General features: G+C 33.0%; 17 protein-coding genes. 11 read left to right on the top strand and 6 right to left on the bottom strand.

All coding sequences use genetic code 11. The features are described 5' to 3' along the window. Positions 1-61: 61 nt before the first annotated feature. From ACW9JY_RS07570 to ACW9JY_RS07560, 3 genes are all read right to left on the bottom strand, one after another. Positions 62-1,267 carry an extracellular solute-binding protein gene (locus tag ACW9JY_RS07570; protein WP_103076668.1) on the bottom strand — a complete coding sequence of 402 codons (1,206 nt, stop codon included), beginning with the start codon at positions 1,265-1,267 and terminating at the stop codon, positions 62-64. Between the two features lie 97 nt (positions 1,268-1,364). Continuing rightward, on the bottom strand, positions 1,365-2,795 hold the full coding sequence (locus ACW9JY_RS07565) for a glycoside hydrolase family 3 N-terminal domain-containing protein (RefSeq protein WP_457283909.1): 1,431 nt from the start codon (positions 2,793-2,795) through the stop codon (positions 1,365-1,367). A 116-nt stretch (positions 2,796-2,911) separates the two neighbouring features. Continuing rightward, positions 2,912-4,018, bottom strand: coding sequence for an ROK family protein (locus tag ACW9JY_RS07560; RefSeq protein WP_457283908.1), 1,107 nt, complete (start codon positions 4,016-4,018; stop codon positions 2,912-2,914). Between the two features lie 298 nt (positions 4,019-4,316). Here ACW9JY_RS07560 and polX point away from each other — a divergent pair, with 298 nt between their 5' ends. After that, positions 4,317-6,029 (top strand): DNA polymerase/3'-5' exonuclease PolX, encoded by a 1,713-nt coding sequence (gene polX, locus ACW9JY_RS07555; protein ID WP_457283907.1) that lies wholly within the window; start codon positions 4,317-4,319, stop codon positions 6,027-6,029. Positions 6,030-6,077: 48 nt separating this feature from the next. Here polX and murQ read toward each other — a convergent pair whose 3' ends face one another. Genes murQ through ACW9JY_RS07540 form a run of 3 tightly spaced genes read right to left on the bottom strand, consistent with a single transcriptional unit; the run spans position 6,078 to position 9,671 of the window. Next, positions 6,078-6,974 carry an N-acetylmuramic acid 6-phosphate etherase gene (gene murQ, locus ACW9JY_RS07550; protein WP_457283906.1) on the bottom strand — a complete coding sequence of 299 codons (897 nt, stop codon included), beginning with the start codon at positions 6,972-6,974 and terminating at the stop codon, positions 6,078-6,080. After that, positions 6,964-8,529 carry a beta-N-acetylhexosaminidase gene (gene nagZ / locus ACW9JY_RS07545; RefSeq protein WP_457283905.1) on the bottom strand — a complete coding sequence of 522 codons (1,566 nt, stop codon included), beginning with the start codon at positions 8,527-8,529 and terminating at the stop codon, positions 6,964-6,966. The genes murQ and nagZ overlap by 11 nt, the downstream gene beginning before the upstream one ends. Further along, positions 8,517-9,671, bottom strand: coding sequence for an exo-beta-N-acetylmuramidase NamZ family protein (locus ACW9JY_RS07540; protein ID WP_457283904.1), 1,155 nt, complete (start codon positions 9,669-9,671; stop codon positions 8,517-8,519). The genes nagZ and ACW9JY_RS07540 overlap by 13 nt, the downstream gene beginning before the upstream one ends. Before the next feature lie 289 nt (positions 9,672-9,960). On the opposite strand from ACW9JY_RS07540, the gene ACW9JY_RS07535 reads away from it, so the two are divergent. From ACW9JY_RS07535 to ACW9JY_RS07490, 10 genes are all read left to right on the top strand, one after another. After that, on the top strand, positions 9,961-10,110 hold the full coding sequence (locus tag ACW9JY_RS07535; RefSeq protein WP_457283903.1) for a hypothetical protein: 150 nt from the start codon (positions 9,961-9,963) through the stop codon (positions 10,108-10,110). A 9-nt stretch (positions 10,111-10,119) separates the two neighbouring features. Next, positions 10,120-10,431, top strand: coding sequence for a GNAT family N-acetyltransferase (locus ACW9JY_RS07530; protein ID WP_457283914.1), 312 nt, complete (start codon positions 10,120-10,122; stop codon positions 10,429-10,431). Positions 10,432-11,175: 744 nt separating this feature from the next. Continuing rightward, a complete protein-coding gene (locus tag ACW9JY_RS07525; protein ID WP_457283902.1) occupies positions 11,176-12,771 on the top strand; it encodes an ABC transporter substrate-binding protein in 1,596 nt (531 codons plus the stop codon). Positions 12,772-12,830: 59 nt separating this feature from the next. Next, on the top strand, positions 12,831-13,805 hold the full coding sequence (locus ACW9JY_RS07520) for an ABC transporter permease (RefSeq protein ID WP_457283901.1): 975 nt from the start codon (positions 12,831-12,833) through the stop codon (positions 13,803-13,805). Positions 13,806-13,811: 6 nt separating this feature from the next. Continuing rightward, a complete protein-coding gene (locus ACW9JY_RS07515; RefSeq protein WP_457283900.1) occupies positions 13,812-14,636 on the top strand; it encodes an ABC transporter permease in 825 nt (274 codons plus the stop codon). A 3-nt stretch (positions 14,637-14,639) separates the two neighbouring features. Then, a complete protein-coding gene (locus ACW9JY_RS07510) occupies positions 14,640-15,587 on the top strand; it encodes an ABC transporter ATP-binding protein (protein ID WP_457283899.1) in 948 nt (315 codons plus the stop codon). Next, positions 15,569-16,549, top strand: coding sequence for an ABC transporter ATP-binding protein (locus ACW9JY_RS07505; RefSeq protein ID WP_457283898.1), 981 nt, complete (start codon positions 15,569-15,571; stop codon positions 16,547-16,549). The genes ACW9JY_RS07510 and ACW9JY_RS07505 overlap by 19 nt, the downstream gene beginning before the upstream one ends. A 102-nt stretch (positions 16,550-16,651) precedes the next feature. Beyond that, a complete protein-coding gene (locus ACW9JY_RS07500; RefSeq protein WP_103077329.1) occupies positions 16,652-18,505 on the top strand; it encodes an ABC transporter substrate-binding protein in 1,854 nt (617 codons plus the stop codon). 27 nt (positions 18,506-18,532) lie between these two features. Then, positions 18,533-19,825, top strand: a complete 1,293-nt coding sequence (gene lysA / locus ACW9JY_RS07495) for a diaminopimelate decarboxylase (RefSeq protein WP_457283897.1) — start codon at positions 18,533-18,535, stop codon at positions 19,823-19,825. 3 nt (positions 19,826-19,828) lie between these two features. Then, on the top strand, positions 19,829-21,208 hold the full coding sequence (locus tag ACW9JY_RS07490; RefSeq protein WP_457283896.1) for an NlpC/P60 family protein: 1,380 nt from the start codon (positions 19,829-19,831) through the stop codon (positions 21,206-21,208). Positions 21,209-21,348 lie beyond the last annotated feature (140 nt).

The following is a 21,348-nucleotide window of genomic DNA, read 5'->3' as shown; positions in this document are numbered from 1 at the left end:
AAAAGGGGCAAAGGGGATATACCCCTGCCCCAATGTCCCAAGTAATTTTAACCGACAATTTTTAAAGCAAATTTTGGATTTGTTGGTTGTATTTTTGTAAAATTTCTTCTATTTGTGCATCTGTAAGTAGTATTTCTTCTACAATGTTTGTAAATAATTGTTCGATTTTGTTAGCTTCAGCTAACGGTGGAAATGGAACGGCGTATTTGTTTTGTTCAAGGAACGTGGCATGTAGCGGATGACTTTCGAACCATGGGTCCTTTTCTATCCCTACTTTTGTTGGGAACACTTCCCCCGTGGTTCGAGTTATCTGCATAGCTACTTCTTCGCTCAACAGAAACTCTATTACACTCCATGCTTCTTCTACATTTTCGCACTGTGAAGAGATTCCCAAAACTTCTCCACCTGCAAAAGAAGCATGATAACCATGATGATCTCTTGGTTTGGGAATAAGAGTCACGTCAAATATGGTTTCTGGATAATCTCTTTGAGTGTTGTTGATATACGCAGGTCCAGCAAAGAAGAATCCAAGTTTCCCTTGCCCAAAAGCTTCTGCGAGTTCTGATTCCTTTCCTAGCAACGCATAGTTACTTAAACTTCTGTAATAATTAGCAGTTTCGATGACTGGATCGCTGTTTAAAGTTGCCTTTTTTAGATCAGGAGAAACGAAATGTCCCATATTTCCCCAAACAGCTGGTAAAAACCATTCTTGATACGGACTATATAACTCACCTACACATAATCCTACTCCATAAATATCAGGTCCTAAAGCGTCTATCTTTGCAGATGCATTTAAAAGTTCGATCCAAGTTTTTGGTGGATTATCTGGATCTAAGCCTGCTTTGTCGAGTAATTCTAAATTATAATACATGGCTCTGGGAGCTAATAACCAAGGGAATCCCCATGTTTTTTCTTGATATTCAACAAAATTCCAAGCAACATAATCATCTTTTACTTTTCCTACAATATCATCAACTGGTCTCAGAACTCCCTGAGAAGCAAAAGTTGCCAACCATGTGTTTCCCAACTCAATGACATCCGGTGCGCTGCCTGCAGCAATGGAAGTAACAATTCTATCAAAACCTGTTGCCCATGAGAGTTGAACAATTTCCAATTCAATATCCGGATTAGCTGCCTCGAATTGTGCTTTCACTTGTTTTGACAAAGTGTCGTCCATCATGAATTGCCATACTGAGATCTTTGTTTTTCCAAAGGATAATAATGCCAAACCAACAAGTAACACCATCAACAAAATCTTCTTACTCATGCTTAAATACCTCCTTTTTAGAATTTGAAACCTATAAAATATCCTTTACTAATCTTTAATTATCCCCAATTATCACCTCCCATAAAGATTTTTCATATTATTTGCCCAAATTCAAAACAGATTTTAATGCATAATATATAGATATCGGTTTTGTAGAATTTGTCAGTATGTATTTTTCCTCTTTATAATTATCAAGATCATTTTCATTTCTTAAAATTATGTAGATAACTTCATTTGAAAAAAGTTTTAATTTTTTTTGCATTTTTAGTTGGTTTTTGAATCTAAATGAATCAACAACGAAAGAAATAATAATTTCACTTTTTGCTAAGGGTGAATCAGTTGTGCCTTGTTTCACATCGTAAGTTATGATTTTGGAACTTTCAAACATGCTTTTAACTAAAGCTTTGTATTCAATGTAATCTTTATTACTTGTATCTGCAGGAGATAAAGGATCCCCTTGTGGAAGAACAAAGACTACATCGGAAACATCCAATTTGTTTTGTATATTTGTATTTATCGCTTTTTCAGCAATTTGAGCTAGGAATCTTGTTTCATAAGTTGTGTTTATGTACTGTTCTTGCAAAGAAAGTATTCTTTTATAACTTTCTTCCATTAGGCCTTTTTTAATTTCTCCATTAGAAAAAGATTTTTGTAGCTCATTGTATAAAGGTTCGAAATTGGCATCAGCGTCTCCAACTAACAGAATATCTCCAGTAGCAGAAAAGAATTTATTAACAATTTCTTTAGGAGAATAATTGTCATGAATAGCTTTCATTTCTATGGCATCACTTATAATAATTCCTTTATACCTCAATTTATCTCTTAAGAAATCTTTTAAAATACTTTTGGATAAAGTAGCTATATTTTGTTCATCATAGGTTGGATAAATAACATGAGCGGTCATTATCGATTTAGTGCCCAGTTCTATAGCTTTTTCAAAGGGATAGATGTCTTTTTCATCCATGTCTGTAATTACAGGAATTTCATAATGAGAATCTTGGACAGCCTTCCCATGACCAGGGAAATGTTTGCAAGTAGCGATGATTTCGTTTTTTTCCAATCCTTTAATAAAATTATTTCCATAAGCTGACACTATTTCTTCATTGTTTGAGTAAGCTCGTAGTCCGACCACTGGACTTGCATTTTTAGCAATTACATCCAAAACAGGGGCAAACAACATATTAAAACCGATTTTTTTGAGAGCTTTTCCTAAATAATCTCCGTAATCATAGGCATATTTCGGGTTATTAGTAGAACCCATTGCTTTATTGCCAGGTGATGGAAAAATGCCTGGTACGGTTTCTAATTGCCCCCCCTCATGATCCGAAGAGATGAAAAATTTGACTCCCCCGTCAATAATTTCATATAATCTTTCCATATTTACTTGAAGACTGTTCATATTCTCCATGTTTGAAGGATAAAGCATAACTCCTGCGGGCTTTACACTTCGAATTAAATCCAAATGATGGTTTTTAATTCCTTTTGGGAAACCTAATAGAAAAAATTTGCCTAAGTCATCTTTGTTCAAAATAATTTCCTCCTCGTATAATATGTATTGATGTGAAACTTAAAATCTGTTTTAACACTTCTTCATTCATCAGCCTTTCCTGAAGGATGAAAGAATTTTACTCTCTCAATTAAAAATCATTTTATTTCTAAAGCTCCATTATTAATTTGCCTTTTAAAAATTTTTGCTAAGTATTGTTTATTTTCAAAAATTTTGGTAATAAAATTTATTGCAGCTCCAACAGCGGTTACTGGTTCGTTTTTTTTCTCTGTAATAAAATTGATATTTCTTTGTTTACTTAAAAATAAATTATTTCTCGTTTCTTCTACCAAAAACTTAATAGCAATTTCTGGTAAAAACTTAATACCTCCATCAAAAATCACTGTATCAGGATCGATAATACCTACTAATAATCCAATTTCTCCCGCTAATTTGCTGAGGAAAGTTTTAATTTCATAGAAAATTTCATCTTCTAAATGGGTATTTAGAAAGTCGTAGTAGTCATTTACATATCCATTATTTTTTTCTATTAAACGTAGTTTAAATTCGTATTCCCCAGAACAGTTGTTTGAGCCGTGATAAAGGTGATTGCTTATAATAATGCCTATCCCTACCCCCACAAAATCATGAATATCATAAGGAATAGATATATAAACATACAAAATATTTTTAGCCGAACCTTTCAATTTTAAATTGTAATATGCTGCGCCCACATTAGAGTCATTATCTATCAAAAAAGGAATATCATTAACTTTTGATAGCTCTGATACCAGTTTGAAATTCTCTATTCCCAAAGCTTTAGAGTACACTATAATACCTTCTTTGGAGTTAATTATTCCTGGAAGAGAGATTCCACAGGCACAGATATTTGAATCTTTCTTTTCTTCAATAATTTTTTGAACCATGTTTACTAAATTTGACTTGTTTATTTTTTCTTTTATACGAAAGTTATCGATCGAATCTCCTTTCAGATTTGTGACAACACAATTAATTCCGTTTTGCTCTATTTCTAAACCTAAAATATTAAATATATTATAATTAAAAGACTGAATTTGAGTTTTTCTCCCACCTTTTGGGCCTTGTTTTAAAGAACCCACAGTTTGTATTATTCCGGTGTCCTTGAGATTTTTTAGATATCTTGAGATAGTAGATTTATCTAAATTGGTTGCTTTAGATATTTGTTTTATGGTTGCTTCTTTGTTCTCCCATAAAAATTTAATTATGGAAAAAAGGTTTTCTTTCATATTTTGCAGCTCCTTTTTATGCATAGTAAAGATGTTCTAGTATGTTAGTTGATTGCAACATGCAACCAACTAAATTATACAACTAATTTCTTTTTTTGTAAAACTTGGTTACACATGATTAAGAGTAATTAGAAACGATTAAGAGCATATAATTGCTATTATCTTAGTTTTTCTTAGTTTTTCAAAATTGATAGTAAAAATTTATTTTTTCATCAGTTTTTCTAAAAATGATATAATATTAAGTGAGTTTAAGGAATAGAAAAACTATAACTTTTTGAATAAAAAAAGAGTGATAAAAATGGATAAAAAAAGTGTTATCAATATTCTCAATGAAATAGGTCTTTTATTAGAATTAAAAGGAGATAACCCTTTTAAAATCAGGGCATATTATAATGCTGCACGTGCTTTAGAAACTCTTGATGAAGATATAGAAATATTAGTCAAGAATAACAAACTAAAAGAGGTTAAAGGGATAGGCGAAGCCATCAATAAAAAGATTACCGAACTTATCACTACAGGAAGACTTGAATACTACGAAAATTTAAAGGCATCTATTCCCGAAGGTCTCGTTGAAATGTTAAAAATACCAGGCCTTGGGCCTAAAAAAATAAAAACTTTGTACGATAAATTGGATATAAAAACCGTTGGAGAACTGGAGTATGCTTGCCTTGAAAATAGGTTGGTTGAGCTCCCCGGATTTGGAGAAAAGACTCAAAAGAAAATATTAGAGGGTATTAAATTTGTGAAGAGGTTTAGCAACCAGCATCTATTTTCAGAGGCATATTCGGAAGCTAATTTACTTAAACAATATTTACTTAAAACAGGGCTCGTTATTAGATGTGAGATAGCTGGAAGTATCAGAAGAAAAAAGGAAATAGTAAAAGATATAGATATATTGGCAACTACTGATAATCCACAAAAATTAATGGAAAGCTTTGTAGAATACGACAAAACAAAAGATGTGATCGTTAGAGGAGATACGAAGACAAGTATAACTTTAGAATCTGGTATTAACGCCGATTTAAGGGTAGTGAAGGATGAAGAGTATCCTTACGCTTTGCATCATTTCACCGGTAGTAAAGAGCATAACACCGCCATGAGGCATAGGGCAAAACGTATGGGTATCAAGATGAACGAATATGGGTTGTTTAAAGGGGATACTCTCATCAAATGTCAAGATGAAGAAGAAATATTCAGAAAATTAAATTTGTCTTATATCCCACCTGAAATTCGTGAAAATATGGGTGAAATTGAAGCTGCTGAGAAAGGTGAAATACCGATATTGGTAGAAGAAAAAGATATCAAAGGTGTTTTTCATGTGCATACTAATTACAGCGATGGAGCAAATACTCTTACCGAGATGGTAAATGGAGCAAGAGAACTAGGTTACAAGTATATAGGTATTACAGATCATAGTAAATCTGCTCGATATGCACATGGTTTAAATGAGGAAGATATATTAAGACAGTTCGACGAAATTGATAGATTGAACGAAAAATATACGGATATAACGATACTGAAAGGCATAGAATCAGATATCTTGAAAGATGGTTCGCTGGACTATGAAGAAGATTTATTAAAAAAATTTGATTTTGTAATTGCTTCAGTACATTCTAATTTTAAGATGAGCAAAGAAGAGATGACTGAAAGGATTATAAAAGCTGTAAAGAGCAAATACACAAAGATTTTAGGACATTTAACTGGTAGATTATTACTTTCAAGGGATGGATATGATCTTGACGTTTATAGGGTTATAGATGCTTGTGCTGAATACGATAAAATAATTGAAATAAATTCAAACCCTCATAGGTTAGATATAGATTGGCGATACATTAAATACGCAAAAGAAAAAGGAGTTAAGCTTGCAATCTGTCCAGACGCTCATAGAGTGGAAGGACTACGAGACGTAAAATATGGAATAGGCATCGCACGTAAAGGTTGGCTTGAAGCGAAAGATGTGATAAATACATATGATGTGGATAAAGTGTATGAAATTTTCAAACGAAAATGAAATATAATTTGATAAAAAATCCCCAAATATGGGGATTTTTGTATGGGTTTAATTTTTTAATGTTTTCAATGCTTCATTTAATACTTCGTTTTTCTTTAGAGCTTCAGTACAAAATTCTTTGTCTTTTCCAGATAAAATCATCAATATTGCCAATTTGGGTTTCATATCAGCTTTGATTAAGTACTCCTTACAGGTTTTTTTATCCAATCCGGTTACCTCAGAAATTATTCTTACTGCTCTTTCTTCTAATTTTTGATTCATAATTTTAACGTCCACCATGTAGTTTTTAAAAGTCTTTCCAAGTTTTATCATGGTGACAGTGCTTATCATATTTAAAGCCATTTTTTGAGCTGTGCCAGCTTTCATTCTTGTACTTCCTGCAATGACTTCTGGGCCGGTTCTCAAAGAAACTACAATATCTGAGATTTTCATCAATTCGGGGTTTTTTACGTTACAAATCAAAGCAGTTTTACATCCAATTTCTTTTGCCTTGGATAATGCACCTTTAACATAAGGTGTTCGCCCGCTGGCAGTTATTCCTATTACATAATCTTCAGAACGGACTTTATTTTTTTCTAAGTCTTTTTTTCCACCTTCTTCGTAATCTTCAACATGTTCTGTAGCTTGAAAGAAGGCTTTTTCTCCTCCCGCAATTAAGGGGAGAAAGATTCCTGAATCTATACCAAAAGTTGGAACTGTTTCTACCGCATCTACAACCGCTACTCTACCACTCGTTCCTGCACCAACATATATGATTCTTCCGTGATTCTTAATTGCTGAAATACAGTTAACAACCACATTTTTGATATTCTCTAAATTTTCGGCAATGGATAATGCTATTGTGGCATCTTCTTGATTAATTATTCTTAATATTTCATATATGTCCATATCATCCAAATTCTGAGTCTTAGGGTTACTTTTTTCTGTTTCCAGGTTATCTAGCATATTTTGGCCTCCATTTAATTGGTAAGTTCCCTGTTGCTTTTATTTCTCCTGTTAGAGTTTTAAGCAAAGAAGTTTGAATATTTTCATTAAAACCGTATGTGCAAATTCCGTACTTTACTTTAGGAATGAATACATCATATGGGTTTCTTAAAGCAACTAAAATTAGTTTTTTTGTTTGTTGGGACATATTGCCTATCAGCTCAACCAAGTCAGAATACAAATATGTATTTTCACTTAGAACTAAGATATTTTTGTTATTAGAGTTTTGAATTATTTCTTCCCTTACCTGAGGGTCAATTATTTTACTTGTTTTTAAAATGTTTACTTTGGCTTTGAGTTCCTTTGATATGGGCTCAATAATATGAGAAATTTGGGTTCTTTTGTCTTCAATTCCGTAATATAATGGCTCTTTAGCAAAGTAATAAATTTCATCAATGCTTTCTAAAGGTAAAAATCTTGTGTCGTGAGACATATTAAGAACAGTGATAGATTTATCAAAAATATTTTGAGCTAAGTTTATATATTCTTTTTTCCCAATTTCTTCTAATGATATTTTATTATTGTTTTTCTCTTTCAGATCTGCTGAAATTTTCATTAACGATTGAATTCTTTCTAGCGATGAATTTATCTTTTTTTTAAAATTTTCGTTATTTTTATACTCACTCAATACAGCGTTTTTAGCTTTTGATTGTTTTTCAAAAGAATGACAAATGCTAACAATGTCCATTCCAGCATTCAGTGATTTTATTACCGCCTCTTGGACCGAATAAAAGTTTGCTACTCCTCCCATTTCAAAATCATCTGCAATCAAAACGCCTTTATACTTTAGTTCTTCTCTTGCCAATCCTGTTAAAATCTCTTCTGATAAAGATGCTGGTTCTTTTTTATTTTGTATCTTGGAAAGGTACACGTGAGTCGGCATCCATGAAGGAGAATCAATATTTAGAAACGGGAATAACTCTGTGGAAAGAAGATCGTCTTTGCTTAATTCGCCTTGGGGAAGGTCTAAATGAGGATCCGTGTTGACGTTTCCAATACCAGGGAAATGTTTTAGGCAAGAAAGCACACCTCCGTCATGCATGCCCTTCACATATTCCCGAGCAAATTTTATTACCACATTTTTATCATCAGAAAAGCTTCTAATTCCAATTACAGAATTCTTTGGGTTGTTGTTGATATCAACAACAGGAGCAAGATTCCAATCGATTCCAACTGCTAACATTTCTTTTGCAAGTAAATTTGCAGAAAGATATGCATTCTCTGGTTCATTAGTCGCAGTTATACCCATAGCGCTTGGTACAACAGTAAATCCTTTTTTTAATCTAGTTACAGTTCCACCTTCTTGATCTATGCAAAATAAAGGTTCGTAATCTAAAAAATTTTTAATATCTTCAATGAACTTACTAAGTTGATATTTATCAACTATGTTTCGTGAAAAGAAAATGATAACCCCAGGTAAAATTGATTTTAAAACCTTCATATTTTCGTTGTTTAAAGAGGTACCTTGAATGCCTATTAAGAATAGTTTCCCCAAAGCCTTCTCTAAACTTTCCATAGTTTTAATCCTCCATATAATAGTATATCTTCACAAAAATCAACAAACTCTTGGGAGTTCTTGTGCCACTCGATTAAATAAGTTTCATCGTTCTCAAAGAAAATTTTTTTATCTTCTCCCAATAAATCTTCTATATGATCTCTTTGTGTTTGGCTTCCTCTATCTATGTATTTTCTAAACTCAAATTCTCCTTTTTGTTGAATTAAGTGGCGTATAATCTCCACGGTAACAATGGTAAAATTATCTTTAATTTCAGGTAAAAATTCTATACCCTTGCACAATTCGCCTTGGTATTTAGAAGAATTTGGTATAAAATACCTTTTTCTTAAAATTAAATTGGGGAATTTTTCTTTTATGAATTTGTATAGAATGTTTTCATCTACCCAAGGTGATCCCACGAAACAAAACGGTTTAGGAGTTCCTCTTCCTTCGCTTACATTAGTCCCTTCTATAAGACAAGTTCCACTGTAAGCCAAGGTACAATCAAATGTCGGAAGGGCTGGCGAAGGTATATTCCACTTCAATTTAGTGTTTTCAAATGGTTCTCCTTTCCACCCTTCTATAGGAATGATTTCAAGACCTAAATCAAGGCCAAGATATTTTTTGTAGTACTTTGCTAATTCACCTGGTGTCAAACCGTATCTTAAAGGAAGCTCATAACCACCAACAAAAGTTGAATATTCTTTTTTTATTCTTGAGCCAAAAACAATTCTTCCTAAAGGATTTATTCTGTCTAATATGATGACTTTTTTACTATTTTCTTGGGCGGAAATCATTGTATTAGCTAAAGTGTATATAAAAGTATAAAATCTTAAACCTACATCTTGAATATCATACACTAATACATCAATATCTTCTAACATTTCTTGTGTAGGCTTTTTGTGCTTTCCATATAAGCTAATGATCGGTATATTATATACAGGATGAATCTGATCTGAGTATTCAACCCCATCAGCTAGACCATGTAATCCATGTTCTGGCGTAAATATTTTTCTTATATCTACCCCATTTTTCAACATTATTTCTATGCCATCTTCCATATTTTTATTAACGAATGAATAATTTATTACCAAACCAACTTTTTTGTTTTTTAATTTTGTGAATCCATCTTTTTCTATTATATCTAAGCCTTGAAGAATCATTTTATATTCTCCTCCATTTTTTTAATTATATATATTGTACATTAAGTCATAACAATATGTCAATTTTATTTTTTCTAATTAAGGATAATTATAGAAGATTACGGGCAATTATTTTGGGTTAGAAGACTATATCTCATTATAGCTAATTTGCAAAAGAAAAATTATAGTAGTATAATAAAAAAGTATAAATATTTCAATTTAAAGTCATTACTTTAATACAAAATAAACCGTTTTACATTAGCGACATTTCTGGTACCATCAAATCATTTAGAAGGAGAGAATGTAAAGAATGCCAGACATTATATATGAAGAAGGGAATGAAGAGTTACTTGATTTAATGAAGCCTCTATGGGAAAAGCACAATGAACAACATAGCAGATTATCCATATATTTTTCGGATTCTTTTTTAAATAAGAGTTTTGAAAAAAGAAAGTCCTAATTACTTGAGCTGGCCGAAACCGCGCTTATTCGCGTCGATTTAGTAAAGGATTTCAAGGAAGATAAATATATCGGTTTTTGTGTAAGCACCGTGGATCAACAAAAAACAGGGAAAGTAGAATCATTATTTATTGAAGAAGCATATAGGGGTTTAGGAATAGGCAATGTTCTGATGAACAAAGTATTAGCCTGGATGGATCATTTATCTGTGGTAAAAAAACAGATAACGGTTGCTTATGGCAACGAGAAAGTATTATCCTTTTATAAAAAATTCGGGTTTTATCCTAATTTATATGTATTAGAGCAAATCAATCAGGTTTAAAACCTTTTTTCGTGGCTAGGCGATCGATATGCAAATGGTTTATCAAGAATACAGCAAGGATTATCTTCATTAAATCCCAGTTGCGGGTTTGACAGTTAAAAAAACGGAAGAATTCTAAAACAGGCATGAATAATCGGGGAAAAGCGTCTTTGTCTTTTGCTGTTTTCAATAAGTGACACTACATGCTTTTTTAACTTACTTTCTCTTTTGTTAATCATTGTTTTGAGCTATTTCTGAAGAGGGTATATTATTATATATTGTATCTTAAGTTATAACAATATATCAATTCTATTTTTTTTTAATTAAGGACGATTATTCTGAATTATAGGTAATTATTTTAGATTAGAGGGCTATAGCTCATTATTTCAAATTTGCAAAAGAAAAAATATAGTAGTATAATAACTAAGTAGTAAGAAATTTTACAACTAAGTTATTACTTTAATACAAAAAAGTTTTCTTATGTTTTTTAAAGATTTAGCTTTAAGTTTTGGTATTATATTAATTATGAAAAAAGCTAAAAATTATAAAAAACTGTGTATTCGTTAAAAAAACCTTCAATTATACACTAAAATCAAAATAGATAAGAAATAAATGAGAAAGAATATAAAAGGCGAAATAAAATTCACGGTTGATTCTGTTTGAATAAATTGGTTGAACTCAGCGTAGACATCAGGGCGAATGGGAATAAAGCAAGTTTTAGAGTTTCTTAAGACAGTACAAAAAAATTTTAAGGAGGGAACAAAGATGAAAAAGATACTTTTGTTTGTAGTGATTTCTGTTTTTAGTGTGTTTTCGTTTGCTAGTACTCTTTCTATGATTATGGATGTAACGGGACCGTTTTCAAGAAATTTCAACCCTTATTTTTCAGGCGGTACAAACTATTCTGCTAGAGGTTTCATTTACGAAACTTTGTTTTACATTAACGGATATACAGGCGAGGTTGTCCCATGGTTAGCTACAGATTACGAATGGTCTGATGACTATTTGGAGCTGGAGGTCACATTAAGGGAAAATGTAAAATGGTCTGATGGAGAGAATTTTAACGCAGATGACGTGGTGTTTACTTTTGACATGATTAAAACTTATCCCGCTTTAGATACTGGAGGTGTTTGGAAAAAAGGGTTGAAAGAGGTAACTAAAGTGGATAATCAACATGTCAAATTTGTTTTGTCTCAAGTTGATACACTCATATATACAGATATTTTTAGCGTATACATTGTTCCTGAACATATTTGGGTAAATCTAGGCGACCCAGCCACTTATACTGCTGAAAACCCTATTGGAACAGGTGCTTACTTGTTAGGACAATTTACTAGCCAAGTTTATACATTGGAGAAAAATCCAAATTATTGGCAGAAAGAAAAGGTCAAAGTCAGCACTATTAGAATTCCAGCCTTCACTGGAAACGACGCTGCTCAATTGGCTTTAATGAATAAAGAAATTGATTGGGGGACTTTGTTCTTTCCAAATATTGAGAATATATTTATTAAAGCCGATCCAGAGAACAGAGGTTATTGGCTTCCGGAAGGAAACCCAGTCCTACTCTTCTTCAACCTTGACGATGAAAGGTTTAAAGATGAGAATTTCCGAAAGGCGATTGCTTTAGGCATAGACAATGAACAGGTAGTACAGATAGGAATGTCGAATTTAGCATCTATTTCGAACCCAGTATTAATAAAAGGTGGTTTTTCTGAATTAATCAATGGGAATTTAAAACATATGTGGTATGACAAAGATGTCGAACAAGCAAAAGAGATGTTGAATGATTTGGGATATAGCATTGGTAAAGACGGTATATTCACTGATGGTAAAGGAAATAAATTGAGTTTTGAACTAATAGTACCTGCTGGATGGACAGACTGGATAGCAGTGTCACAAGTACTTTCCTCCCAATTAAAACAAATAGGGATAGATGTAGTTGTATCACAAGTTGATTTTGGATTGTATTTAGAGAGAATTAGAAATAAAGATTTTGAATTGGCTTTGAGTTGGGTGAATTACGGCGTAAATCCTTATTTTTTCTATGAAAGGTGGTTACACTCTAGAAATGCTTACAGCGGCGACAACAGAGGTGGATGGATTAGCTTAACTACGGATTCTTTGCTGGAAGTTTTTAGGAAGACTTCAGATGAAAAAGAGAGGCAACTTGCTATTTCATCACTTCAACTCATAGTTTTGCAAGAAATTCCTTCTATTCCTTTATTTTATAATCCAACATGGTTTGAATACACTACCTATAATTTTGTAGGTTGGCCTAATGAGGAAAATCCATATGCTTTGCCAACTATAACCGGAATGGATAAAGCATATATTATAATGAACTTGGAACCTGTTGAATAAACGGATTCAGGGAATAATACAACCCGCCCCTTTTGGGGCGGTTTTTGGAGGTATAATGAATGAAATATTTGAGAGAAAAGATTTTCTTTTTTATAATAGCTTTAATTGCTGCACTTACAATCAATTTTATATTACCGCGGTTGATGCCTGGGGACCCTGCAGAAAGGATTCTTTTAAGGATGGGTGGAGAAGTGCAACCTGAAGCTGTTGAAGCAATGAGAATAGCCTTGGGTTTAGATAAAGAGACACCGATACTCAAACAATACTTCACATATTTAAAAAATACTTTAACTTTTAATTTTGGAATATCTTATTCATATTACCCTGTTGAGGTAAAGGATTTAATCTTTTCTTCTTTACCATGGACTATTGGTCTTGTGGGAATTTCAACTGTAATCAGCTTTATTTTAGGAACTTCTTTGGGCATGAGAGCGGGATGGAGAAGGAATACACCGTTTGATTCTTTTGTAACAACTGCTGGTCTAATAATTAGAGGATTCCCGTATTTTTGGTTAGCTTTGATTTTGCTTTATGTTTTTGGATTCTTATTAGGAGCTTTTCCACTTTCAAATGCTTATTCAACGCAAGAATTTTTAAGTGGATGGCGATTTGTGGGGAGTGTAGTATATCATGGTTTCCTTCCTGCCTTAACATTGGTCTTAGCTTCCTTAGGTACCTGGATCCTCACCATGAGGAACAACATGGTTTCAACCCTTTCAGAAGACTTTATAGTCGTTGCGGAAGCTAAGGGATTAAAAGATAAAGATATTATGAAGAGATATGCAGCAAGAAATGCACTTCTCCCCAGTGTGACTTCTTTTGGGCTTTCTTTAGGATATATCGTTGGTGGAGCCTTATTAACAGAAATTGTTTTTTCATATCCTGGAATTGGATATTTAATGTATAAAGGGGTTACGAGTCAGGATTATCCCCTAATGCAAGCTATTTTTTTCATTATATCTTTATCTGTTTTGCTAGCTAACTTTTTGCTTGATTTTATTTACATGTTCCTAGATCCAAGGACGAGGGGTTGATAATATATGTTAAAAAGACTAAATAAAAAAGCCATTGTAGGTTTATCAATAATATTATTTTTTGTTGTAATAGCTATATTTGCTCCCTTTTTTGCACCTTACGATCCCAACGATTTTGTAGGGGCTCCATATAGTGGTCCTACCTTAAATCATCCTTTAGGACTAGATAGGATGGGAAGGGATATATTATCTCAATTGATTTATGGAACTAGGCTTTCCTTAATAGTTGGTCTTTCAACGGGAGTTTTGATGACAAGTATCTCGATATTAATAGGGATGACAGCTGGATATTTTGGAGGATTAGTTGATAGAATACTTTCCACAATAATAGACGTTTTTATGGTAATTCCGGGATTGCCTTTAATGATAGTTATAGCTTCTTATATAAGAATTAGAGGAGTTGTACCTATTATTTTAGTCATAGCATTTACAAGTTGGGCCCCTGGAGCAAGAGTTATAAGATCACAAACGTTGACAATGAGAAGTCGCGAATTCATCCTTGCTTCAAAAATAACGGGTGAAAAAAGTGGAAGAATAATTTTTTCTGAGATTATGCCAAACATGTTTTCTTTGATTTCTTCTAACTTTTTTATGGCTTGTTTAACCGCAATTGTTGGTGAAGCTTCATTAGAATTTCTTGGATTTGGGGATGTTAGTTCTATAACCTGGGGGACAATGTTGTATTGGGCTCAAAATAGCAGCGCACTATTAAATAATTCATGGGGTTGGGTTTTAGCTCCTGGAGTAGCTATAGCAACATTGGGAGCCAGTTTTGCTTTGCTTAATTTTTCCATTGATGAGATTACAAATCCAAGGCTAAAAGGGGTGTAAGTAGTGCTTTTAGAAGTCAAGAATTTAAATGCAGGATATAGAAGTAACAATAAAATAGTGAAGGCAGTTAAAAATGTAAGTTTCATTGTTGAAGAGGATGATTTCTTAGGCATAGCGGGGGAATCTGGATGTGGTAAATCTACTTTACTCTTTTCTATACTGAAACTTTTAAAAAAACCTGGTGAAATTTTTGGAGGAGAAATTATATATAAAGGTGAAAATATTCTAAAAATGGATAAAGAGGAGCTCAGAAAGAAAAGATGGGTAGAATTTTCGTTAGTTACCCAAAGTGCAATGAATGCTTTAAACCCAGTTTTCAAGGTAAAAGATCAGATTATGGATGTAATATTCGAACATAGTAATTACTCAAAAAGTGAAGCGATAGGTATGGTTGAAAAAGTTTTACACATGGTTGGAATTCAAAAAGAAAGGATGAATAGCTACCCTCATCAATTATCCGGAGGAATGAAACAACGAGTTGCTATTGCAATGGCTTTGATTTTTTCTCCTTCATTAGTAGTAATGGATGAACCAACGACATCGCTTGATGTCGTCGTGCAAAGATCTATTATGGAACAAATAGATGAGATAAGAAGAGAAAATAGATTTTCAATTATTTTTGTAACCCATGACATATCTTTGTTATTTGAATTGTCAAAAAGGATTGCAATTATGTATGCTGGAGAAATTGTTGAAATTGGTCCTACGAAAGCCGTGTATTCACATCCATTGCATCCATACACGGAAGGTTTAATAAATTCTTTTCCAAGGTTAACTGCTACATCGAAAGAGTATAGAGGAATACCAGGCAGAATACCAGATCTATCCAAAGAAATAGAAGGATGTCCATTTAAAGAAAGGTGTCCATATAGGAAAGATTTATGTGATAAAAAACCAGAATTCAAAGAAATTACCTCCGGGAGGTGGGTTGCATGTCATTTTCCCCGGTAATCTCTTTTGATAATATAACAAAAAAATTTTCTGTAAGAAAAGGAGTTAAAACGCAATATGTTCACGCTCTGAGAAATATCTATTTGGATGTTTTTCCTAAAGAAATCATATCTATAGTAGGAGAAAGTGGTTCAGGTAAAACTACATTGTTGCGGGTATTATCTCGTATTTACCTTGAAGATAATGGTAGTATAAAATTCAAAGGTGAAATAATTCCTAAAAAATTTAAAAAGAATAAAGAATTAAAATTTCGACAAGAGATTCAGATGATCTTTCAAGACCCTTTCTCTTCGCTCAATCCTGTAAAAAGAGTGTATCAAATATTAAAAAGGCCTCTTGAACTTCATAAATTTGAACAAGTAAATCAAAGGATAAGAGATGTTCTTGAAGAGGTTGAACTTACGCCAGTAGAAAACTTTATCAACAAATATCCTCACGAATTATCTGGGGGTCAAAGGCAAAGGGTAGTTATCGCAAGAGCCATAGTTACAAAGCCTTCTGTCATATTAGCCGATGAGCCTACTTCCATGTTGGATGTTTCCATTAGAGCAGGTATAATGAAATTAATGCTGAAAATTAGAGATGATCTTGATACTACAATTATTCACGTAACTCATGATTTAGCAGCTGCTAGATACATTTCAGATAGAATAGCTGTGATGTATGCTGGTATGATAATGGAAGAAGGAACGGCTGATGAAGTAGTATTAGATCCATTACATCCTTACACAAAGTTGTTAAGAAAAGCCGCACCGGATCCGGACAAAGTAACTTCAGAAAAGTTGGGAAATACTGGAGAAGTACCAGATTTAATTAATCCTCCCAAAGGATGCCCTTTTGAACCTCGTTGTCAATTTGCTATGGAAAGATGCAAGAATTGGCTACCTCCATACTTTCAAGTAGATAACAGGAAAGTGAGATGTTTTTTGTACGAAAAACCCCCTACCAACACTGAATTTTAATATTAATTAGTAATTAGCGTTAAGTTTGTTGTATAATATAAACATATGTGTGTACTAGTTAATCTATTTAACTTTTTGTTAACAAAAAAGGGGGCTATTAGTATGAAAAGATTGTTTGTACTTTTGGTAGCTATGTTAGTTGTTGTCTCTGGTTGGTCTCAGATGAAAAACCCTGATATCATCTTCGATGCCACTATTGGAGAAGCGGATACTCTAGATCCTCACCATGCTTACGATGCCGCCAGTGGTGAAGTTATTTTCAACGTTTACGATAACTTGATAGCATACGATGGTGAGAGCTTATCTAAATTTGTCCCTATGCTTTCAACGATTGTCCCTTCAGTTGAAAATGGTTATTTGAGGGACGGCGGAACAACATATGTCTTCCCAATAAGAGAAGGTGTGAAATTCCACAATGGTAACGATTTAACAGCTGAAGATGTCGAATATACCTTCGAAAGAGGCATCTTGTATGCTCCTGCCGGAGGTCCAATGTGGATGTTTTTAGATCCTATGTTTGGGGTTTCAGATATTAAAATTTTGGTAGAAGATTATGTAGGTGCTTCATGGGGCACGATATTTGATGATGATATGAATCCAACAACTCCAGAATACGAAGATTCTCTAGTTAATTTCTATTATGATGTTATAGATCCTGCAGTAGAAGTTCAAGGCAACGAAGTTCATGTTCATTTGGCAAGACCTTTCGCCCCATTTTTGAATGTACTCGCTTCAGGAAGTGGTTGGGGTGCGATATTAGACAAAGAATATTCTGTAGAAATAGGTATATGGGATGGAAATGCAGAAGGTTGGTGGAAGTATCACGGATGGACAAAAGAACAATCTCCATACGCAGACCATGCCATGGGAACTGGTCCGTATGAATTGGTCGAATGGGATCACGCTCAACAAAGGGTAACGCTCGAACGATTCGACGATTACTGGAGAGGCCCCGCCCCAATAAGAAGAGTAATCATTCAAGCTGTAGACGAGTGGTCAACAAGAAGAGCTATGCTTGAAACAGGCGATGCCGATATTGTAGATACTCCTGTTGAATATTTAGATATCGTAAAATCGATGAAAGATGTAACAGTTTTTGAAGGTACACCTGAAGTTCAAACTCAGAGTTTGCAATTTAATTGGACAATTAATCCGGAATCGCCTTACATAGGATCGGGTCAGTTAGATGGAGAAGGAATACCAACTGACTTTTTTAAAGACGAAAATGTAAGATTAGGTTTTGCTTATTCGTTTGATTATGAGGGTATGATAGAAGGAGTTTTAAATGGGCTGGGAACGCGTATACCAACAGCTTTACCAATTGGATTCTTAGGTTTTGATGAAACTCTTCCGTTATATGAATTTGACCTTCAAAAAGCTGAAGACTATTTTAAACGTGCTTATAATGGAAGATTATGGCAAACTGGTTTTAAAATGTCAATATTATATAATACAGGGAATGATACAAGGAGAATAGCTGCAGAAAACATAAGAGATAATTTGGAAAAAATCAATCCAAGGTTTCAAGTTGAGGTTAGAGGGATTCCCTGGGCAACTTATCTTGACCAAAGAGAAAACCTGATGATGCCTGCTTTTGTTATATCATGGATAGCAGATTATCCTGATCCTCACAATTTCATTTTTACATATTATCATAGTGAAGGTCGTTATGGATTATATTATGGAGAAAATTATGTACCTTTTGCAACTTTAGCAAGACCAGAATTTGGTGGGCAATCACTTAACGAGATGATAGAAAAAGCCGCAGTTGAAACAGATCTTCAAAAAAGAGAAGAAATCTATATAGAAGTTCAAAAATTCGTATCAAAACATGCGGTTTGTGTTCCACTTTATCAGCCAGAAGGGATAAGGGTTCAACGCTCTTGGTTAAAAGGGTGGATAGATAATCCCATCTGGCCTGGAGATTATTATTATCTTTATACTAAAGAAGATTAAGGAGAAAAGATGTTTTTAACGGGTAACTTGAAAATAGATAAAGATGGTGTATTGGAAATTTCTGGTGTAAAAAGTACTCACTTAGCTAATGAGTATGGTACTCCATTATTAGTGTTGGACGAAATTAAAATTAGGGAGAACATCAAAAGGATAAAAAATGTCTTCGATAGCGCTGATTATACTAATTATGAAATCGCTTATGCTTCGAAGGCATTTTTGAATACAGAGCTTTGTAGAATTTTACAAAGTGAAAATGTGTCTTTAGAGGTGGTTTCGGGTGGAGAACTGTATATAGCCTTTCATAGTTCTTTTCCTGTAAACAAAATTTTCTTTAACGGCAACAGTAAGACTAACGAAGAATTACTTATGGCTCTAGAGAATGATGCAGGTCACATTATAGTTGATAATGAAGATGAATTTAGAAACATTGAAAAGATCAGTAAAAGATTAAGAAAAAAGACAAAAATTTATTTTAGGGTTATCCCCAACATTTCTCCAGACACTCATAAGTATATTTCAACCGGTCAAAAAAATTCCAAATTTGGGATGCCTTTTGATGACATGTTGAAACTTATTAAATCCATCAAAAATTCTGAAAACTTGGAGATAAAAGGTATTCATGCACATATAGGCTCTCAAATAAACGAGGCAGAACCTTATGTGGTGTTAGTAAAGATTTTTTTTGATCTTTTAAATAAAATAAGAGAAGAAACAGGGGTTGTTTTACCAGAAATTGATATTGGTGGAGGATTTGGTGTAGCACACTCGACTTTTGAAAAAGCTATAGATATTCAAAATGCTATAAAAGGTGTCATTCAAGAAGTTAGATTTTTATCAAGTAAATTTCATTATCCTTCTCCAAAAATAATAGTAGAACCAGGTAGATATATTATTTCTAACGCTGGAACCACATTTTACACTGTTGGAACGATCAAGAAGACCGAAAATAAAAAATACATAGTTGTTGATGGAGGTATGGCTGATAATATTAGGCCTGCATTGTATGGTGCAAAATATGAGGCGTTTATTGCTAATCGGTCAAAAGATAAAACAAACTTAGAAAAGGTTACAATAGCTGGTAGGGCTTGTGAATCAGGAGATATTTTAATTGAAGAGACTTGCCTTCCAGAAATAAAACCTGGAGATTTGTTAGCGATCCCCTCTACTGGAGATTATACCTATTCGATGTCAAGTAATTATAATGGTTTTCTAAAACCTGCCATTGTTTTAGTTAACAATGGAAAACATAAGCTGATAACAAGAAGAGAAATTTATGATGATTTAATAAAAAGGGATATTGAAAATAGCGAATGGAGATAAAGAATGTTAAATGAATTTATATGTACTCATTTAAAAGATAAAAGGTTATATGATCCTGATTTTTGGATAGATAGATTGGATAACCCCGATGAAATTTTGATGGATGAATATGAAATAAAATCATTCAACCATCTTCTTCATAAGAAGATGGTTGAATCTCATTTAGAAAACTATTATTACGATTTTTCAAATGTAAAAAATGAAATAATAGCAAATAATTTTATAAACGAAATTGAAAAGGTAATGCCGTTGGAAGATTTAGAAAAATTAATCGAAGAAAATTTATTTTTCAAAGATGGTGAAAAAATAAGACCATTGAACAAAGATAAATTAAAAAAGTTTCTTTCAAATTTTCGAGATTTCAAAAAAGGGATTTCTGAGGATATTTCAATATCTTTTGGCTTAGTAACTGATAGAAGCGGCCTAAAATCCGTTCCTTTCAGACATCCATTAGGAATAACACCAAATTATCCTTTTCATGATATTACCAGGCTCACCACTCTTTCACCAGGAGAACCTATTTTAATATACAGAAGAAGTTTTGAAGTAAATTGGTATTTTGTTCAGAGTTCTTTTTATTCAGGGTGGATAAATAGAAAAAATTTAATCGAAGTTTCTAAAAAAGAGTTTTTTGATTATAATAAATCGACAAGAACTCTAATATTGATGGAAAGTAAAATTTGCACTGAAGAGATGCCTATAATTGGTAAATTTCATTTTCAGATGGGAGATAAGTTAGTTCTAGCAAATGAAGATGAAACAAATAGATTTTATTTTGAAACGAACACCTTATTTCCTGAGGGGTGTTATCCGATAAAAATCCCTCTTAAAAATAGATTGGACAATGAAACATATGGGATTTTCCCAATTTCTTCGGCAAAAGAAGTAAAAACTTCTTTCCTTGATTTCAACCAGAGAAATTTAATTAAACAAGCGTTTAAAATGGTTGGTGAAAGATATGGCTGGGGAGGGAGCGATTACAATAGAGATTGTTCGCGTTTCATAATGGATATATTTAAGTGTTTTGGAATATATTTGCCAAGAGATACTAAGTATCAAGAAATCATGACTCCTGCTGAAAGAACTTCTTTCCCTCAGCAAACAGAGGAAAGAAAAATAATATTAGATGGTTTAAAAACCGGGGATATTCTTTTTATGAAAGGTCACGTGATGATGTATTTAGGTAAATTTGGAAATGAATACTATGTAAAGCATCAAGGGGCGGGCTTTAAGCAGAAAAAAACTAATGGAGATTTTGAGAGTTTCGATATTCATGGTACATTTATTATGCCTCTTTCTGCCTATACTTTAGGTACGAGAACTACTTATTTGGACTCTCTTTCATCGGCCGTAAAAATCACACAAGGTCTTAATAAAATATAAAAATTATCGGAACTTATATCTTTCTATCTTTTTGGGTGAGGTATATTTTTTTGAAATTTTTTAGGGTTCTCTTCCAAAAAGTGTGGGTAGAAAAAATGAAATATGAACAAATGATTAAATAATCTGGTATCATGTAAGAA

This window comes from Petrotoga sp. DB-2, from assembly GCF_054051725.1.
Note: the sequence above shows the minus strand (reverse complement) of the source record. Positions and strands in the feature narration are given on the sequence as shown.

What these genes read in the sequence shown, in the direction of transcription:
- ACW9JY_RS07570 (WP_103076668.1), bottom strand. Translation starts at nt 1,267, where the DNA reads ATGAGTAAGAAGATTTTGTTGATGGTGTTACTTGTTGGTTTGGCATTA.
- ACW9JY_RS07560 (WP_457283908.1), bottom strand. Translation starts at nt 4,018, where the DNA reads ATGAAAGAAAACCTTTTTTCCATAATTAAATTTTTATGGGAGAACAAA.
- polX (WP_457283907.1), top strand. Translation starts at nt 4,317, where the DNA reads ATGGATAAAAAAAGTGTTATCAATATTCTCAATGAAATAGGTCTTTTA.
- murQ (WP_457283906.1), bottom strand. Translation starts at nt 6,974, where the DNA reads ATGCTAGATAACCTGGAAACAGAAAAAAGTAACCCTAAGACTCAGAAT.
- nagZ (WP_457283905.1), bottom strand. Translation starts at nt 8,529, where the DNA reads ATGGAAAGTTTAGAGAAGGCTTTGGGGAAACTATTCTTAATAGGCATT.
- ACW9JY_RS07540 (WP_457283904.1), bottom strand. Translation starts at nt 9,671, where the DNA reads ATGATTCTTCAAGGCTTAGATATAATAGAAAAAGATGGATTCACAAAA.
- ACW9JY_RS07535 (WP_457283903.1), top strand. Translation starts at nt 9,961, where the DNA reads ATGCCAGACATTATATATGAAGAAGGGAATGAAGAGTTACTTGATTTA.
- ACW9JY_RS07525 (WP_457283902.1), top strand. Translation starts at nt 11,176, where the DNA reads ATGAAAAAGATACTTTTGTTTGTAGTGATTTCTGTTTTTAGTGTGTTT.
- ACW9JY_RS07520 (WP_457283901.1), top strand. Translation starts at nt 12,831, where the DNA reads ATGAAATATTTGAGAGAAAAGATTTTCTTTTTTATAATAGCTTTAATT.
- ACW9JY_RS07515 (WP_457283900.1), top strand. Translation starts at nt 13,812, where the DNA reads ATGTTAAAAAGACTAAATAAAAAAGCCATTGTAGGTTTATCAATAATA.
- ACW9JY_RS07505 (WP_457283898.1), top strand. Translation starts at nt 15,569, where the DNA reads ATGTCATTTTCCCCGGTAATCTCTTTTGATAATATAACAAAAAAATTT.
- ACW9JY_RS07500 (WP_103077329.1), top strand. Translation starts at nt 16,652, where the DNA reads ATGAAAAGATTGTTTGTACTTTTGGTAGCTATGTTAGTTGTTGTCTCT.
- ACW9JY_RS07490 (WP_457283896.1), top strand. Translation starts at nt 19,829, where the DNA reads ATGTTAAATGAATTTATATGTACTCATTTAAAAGATAAAAGGTTATAT.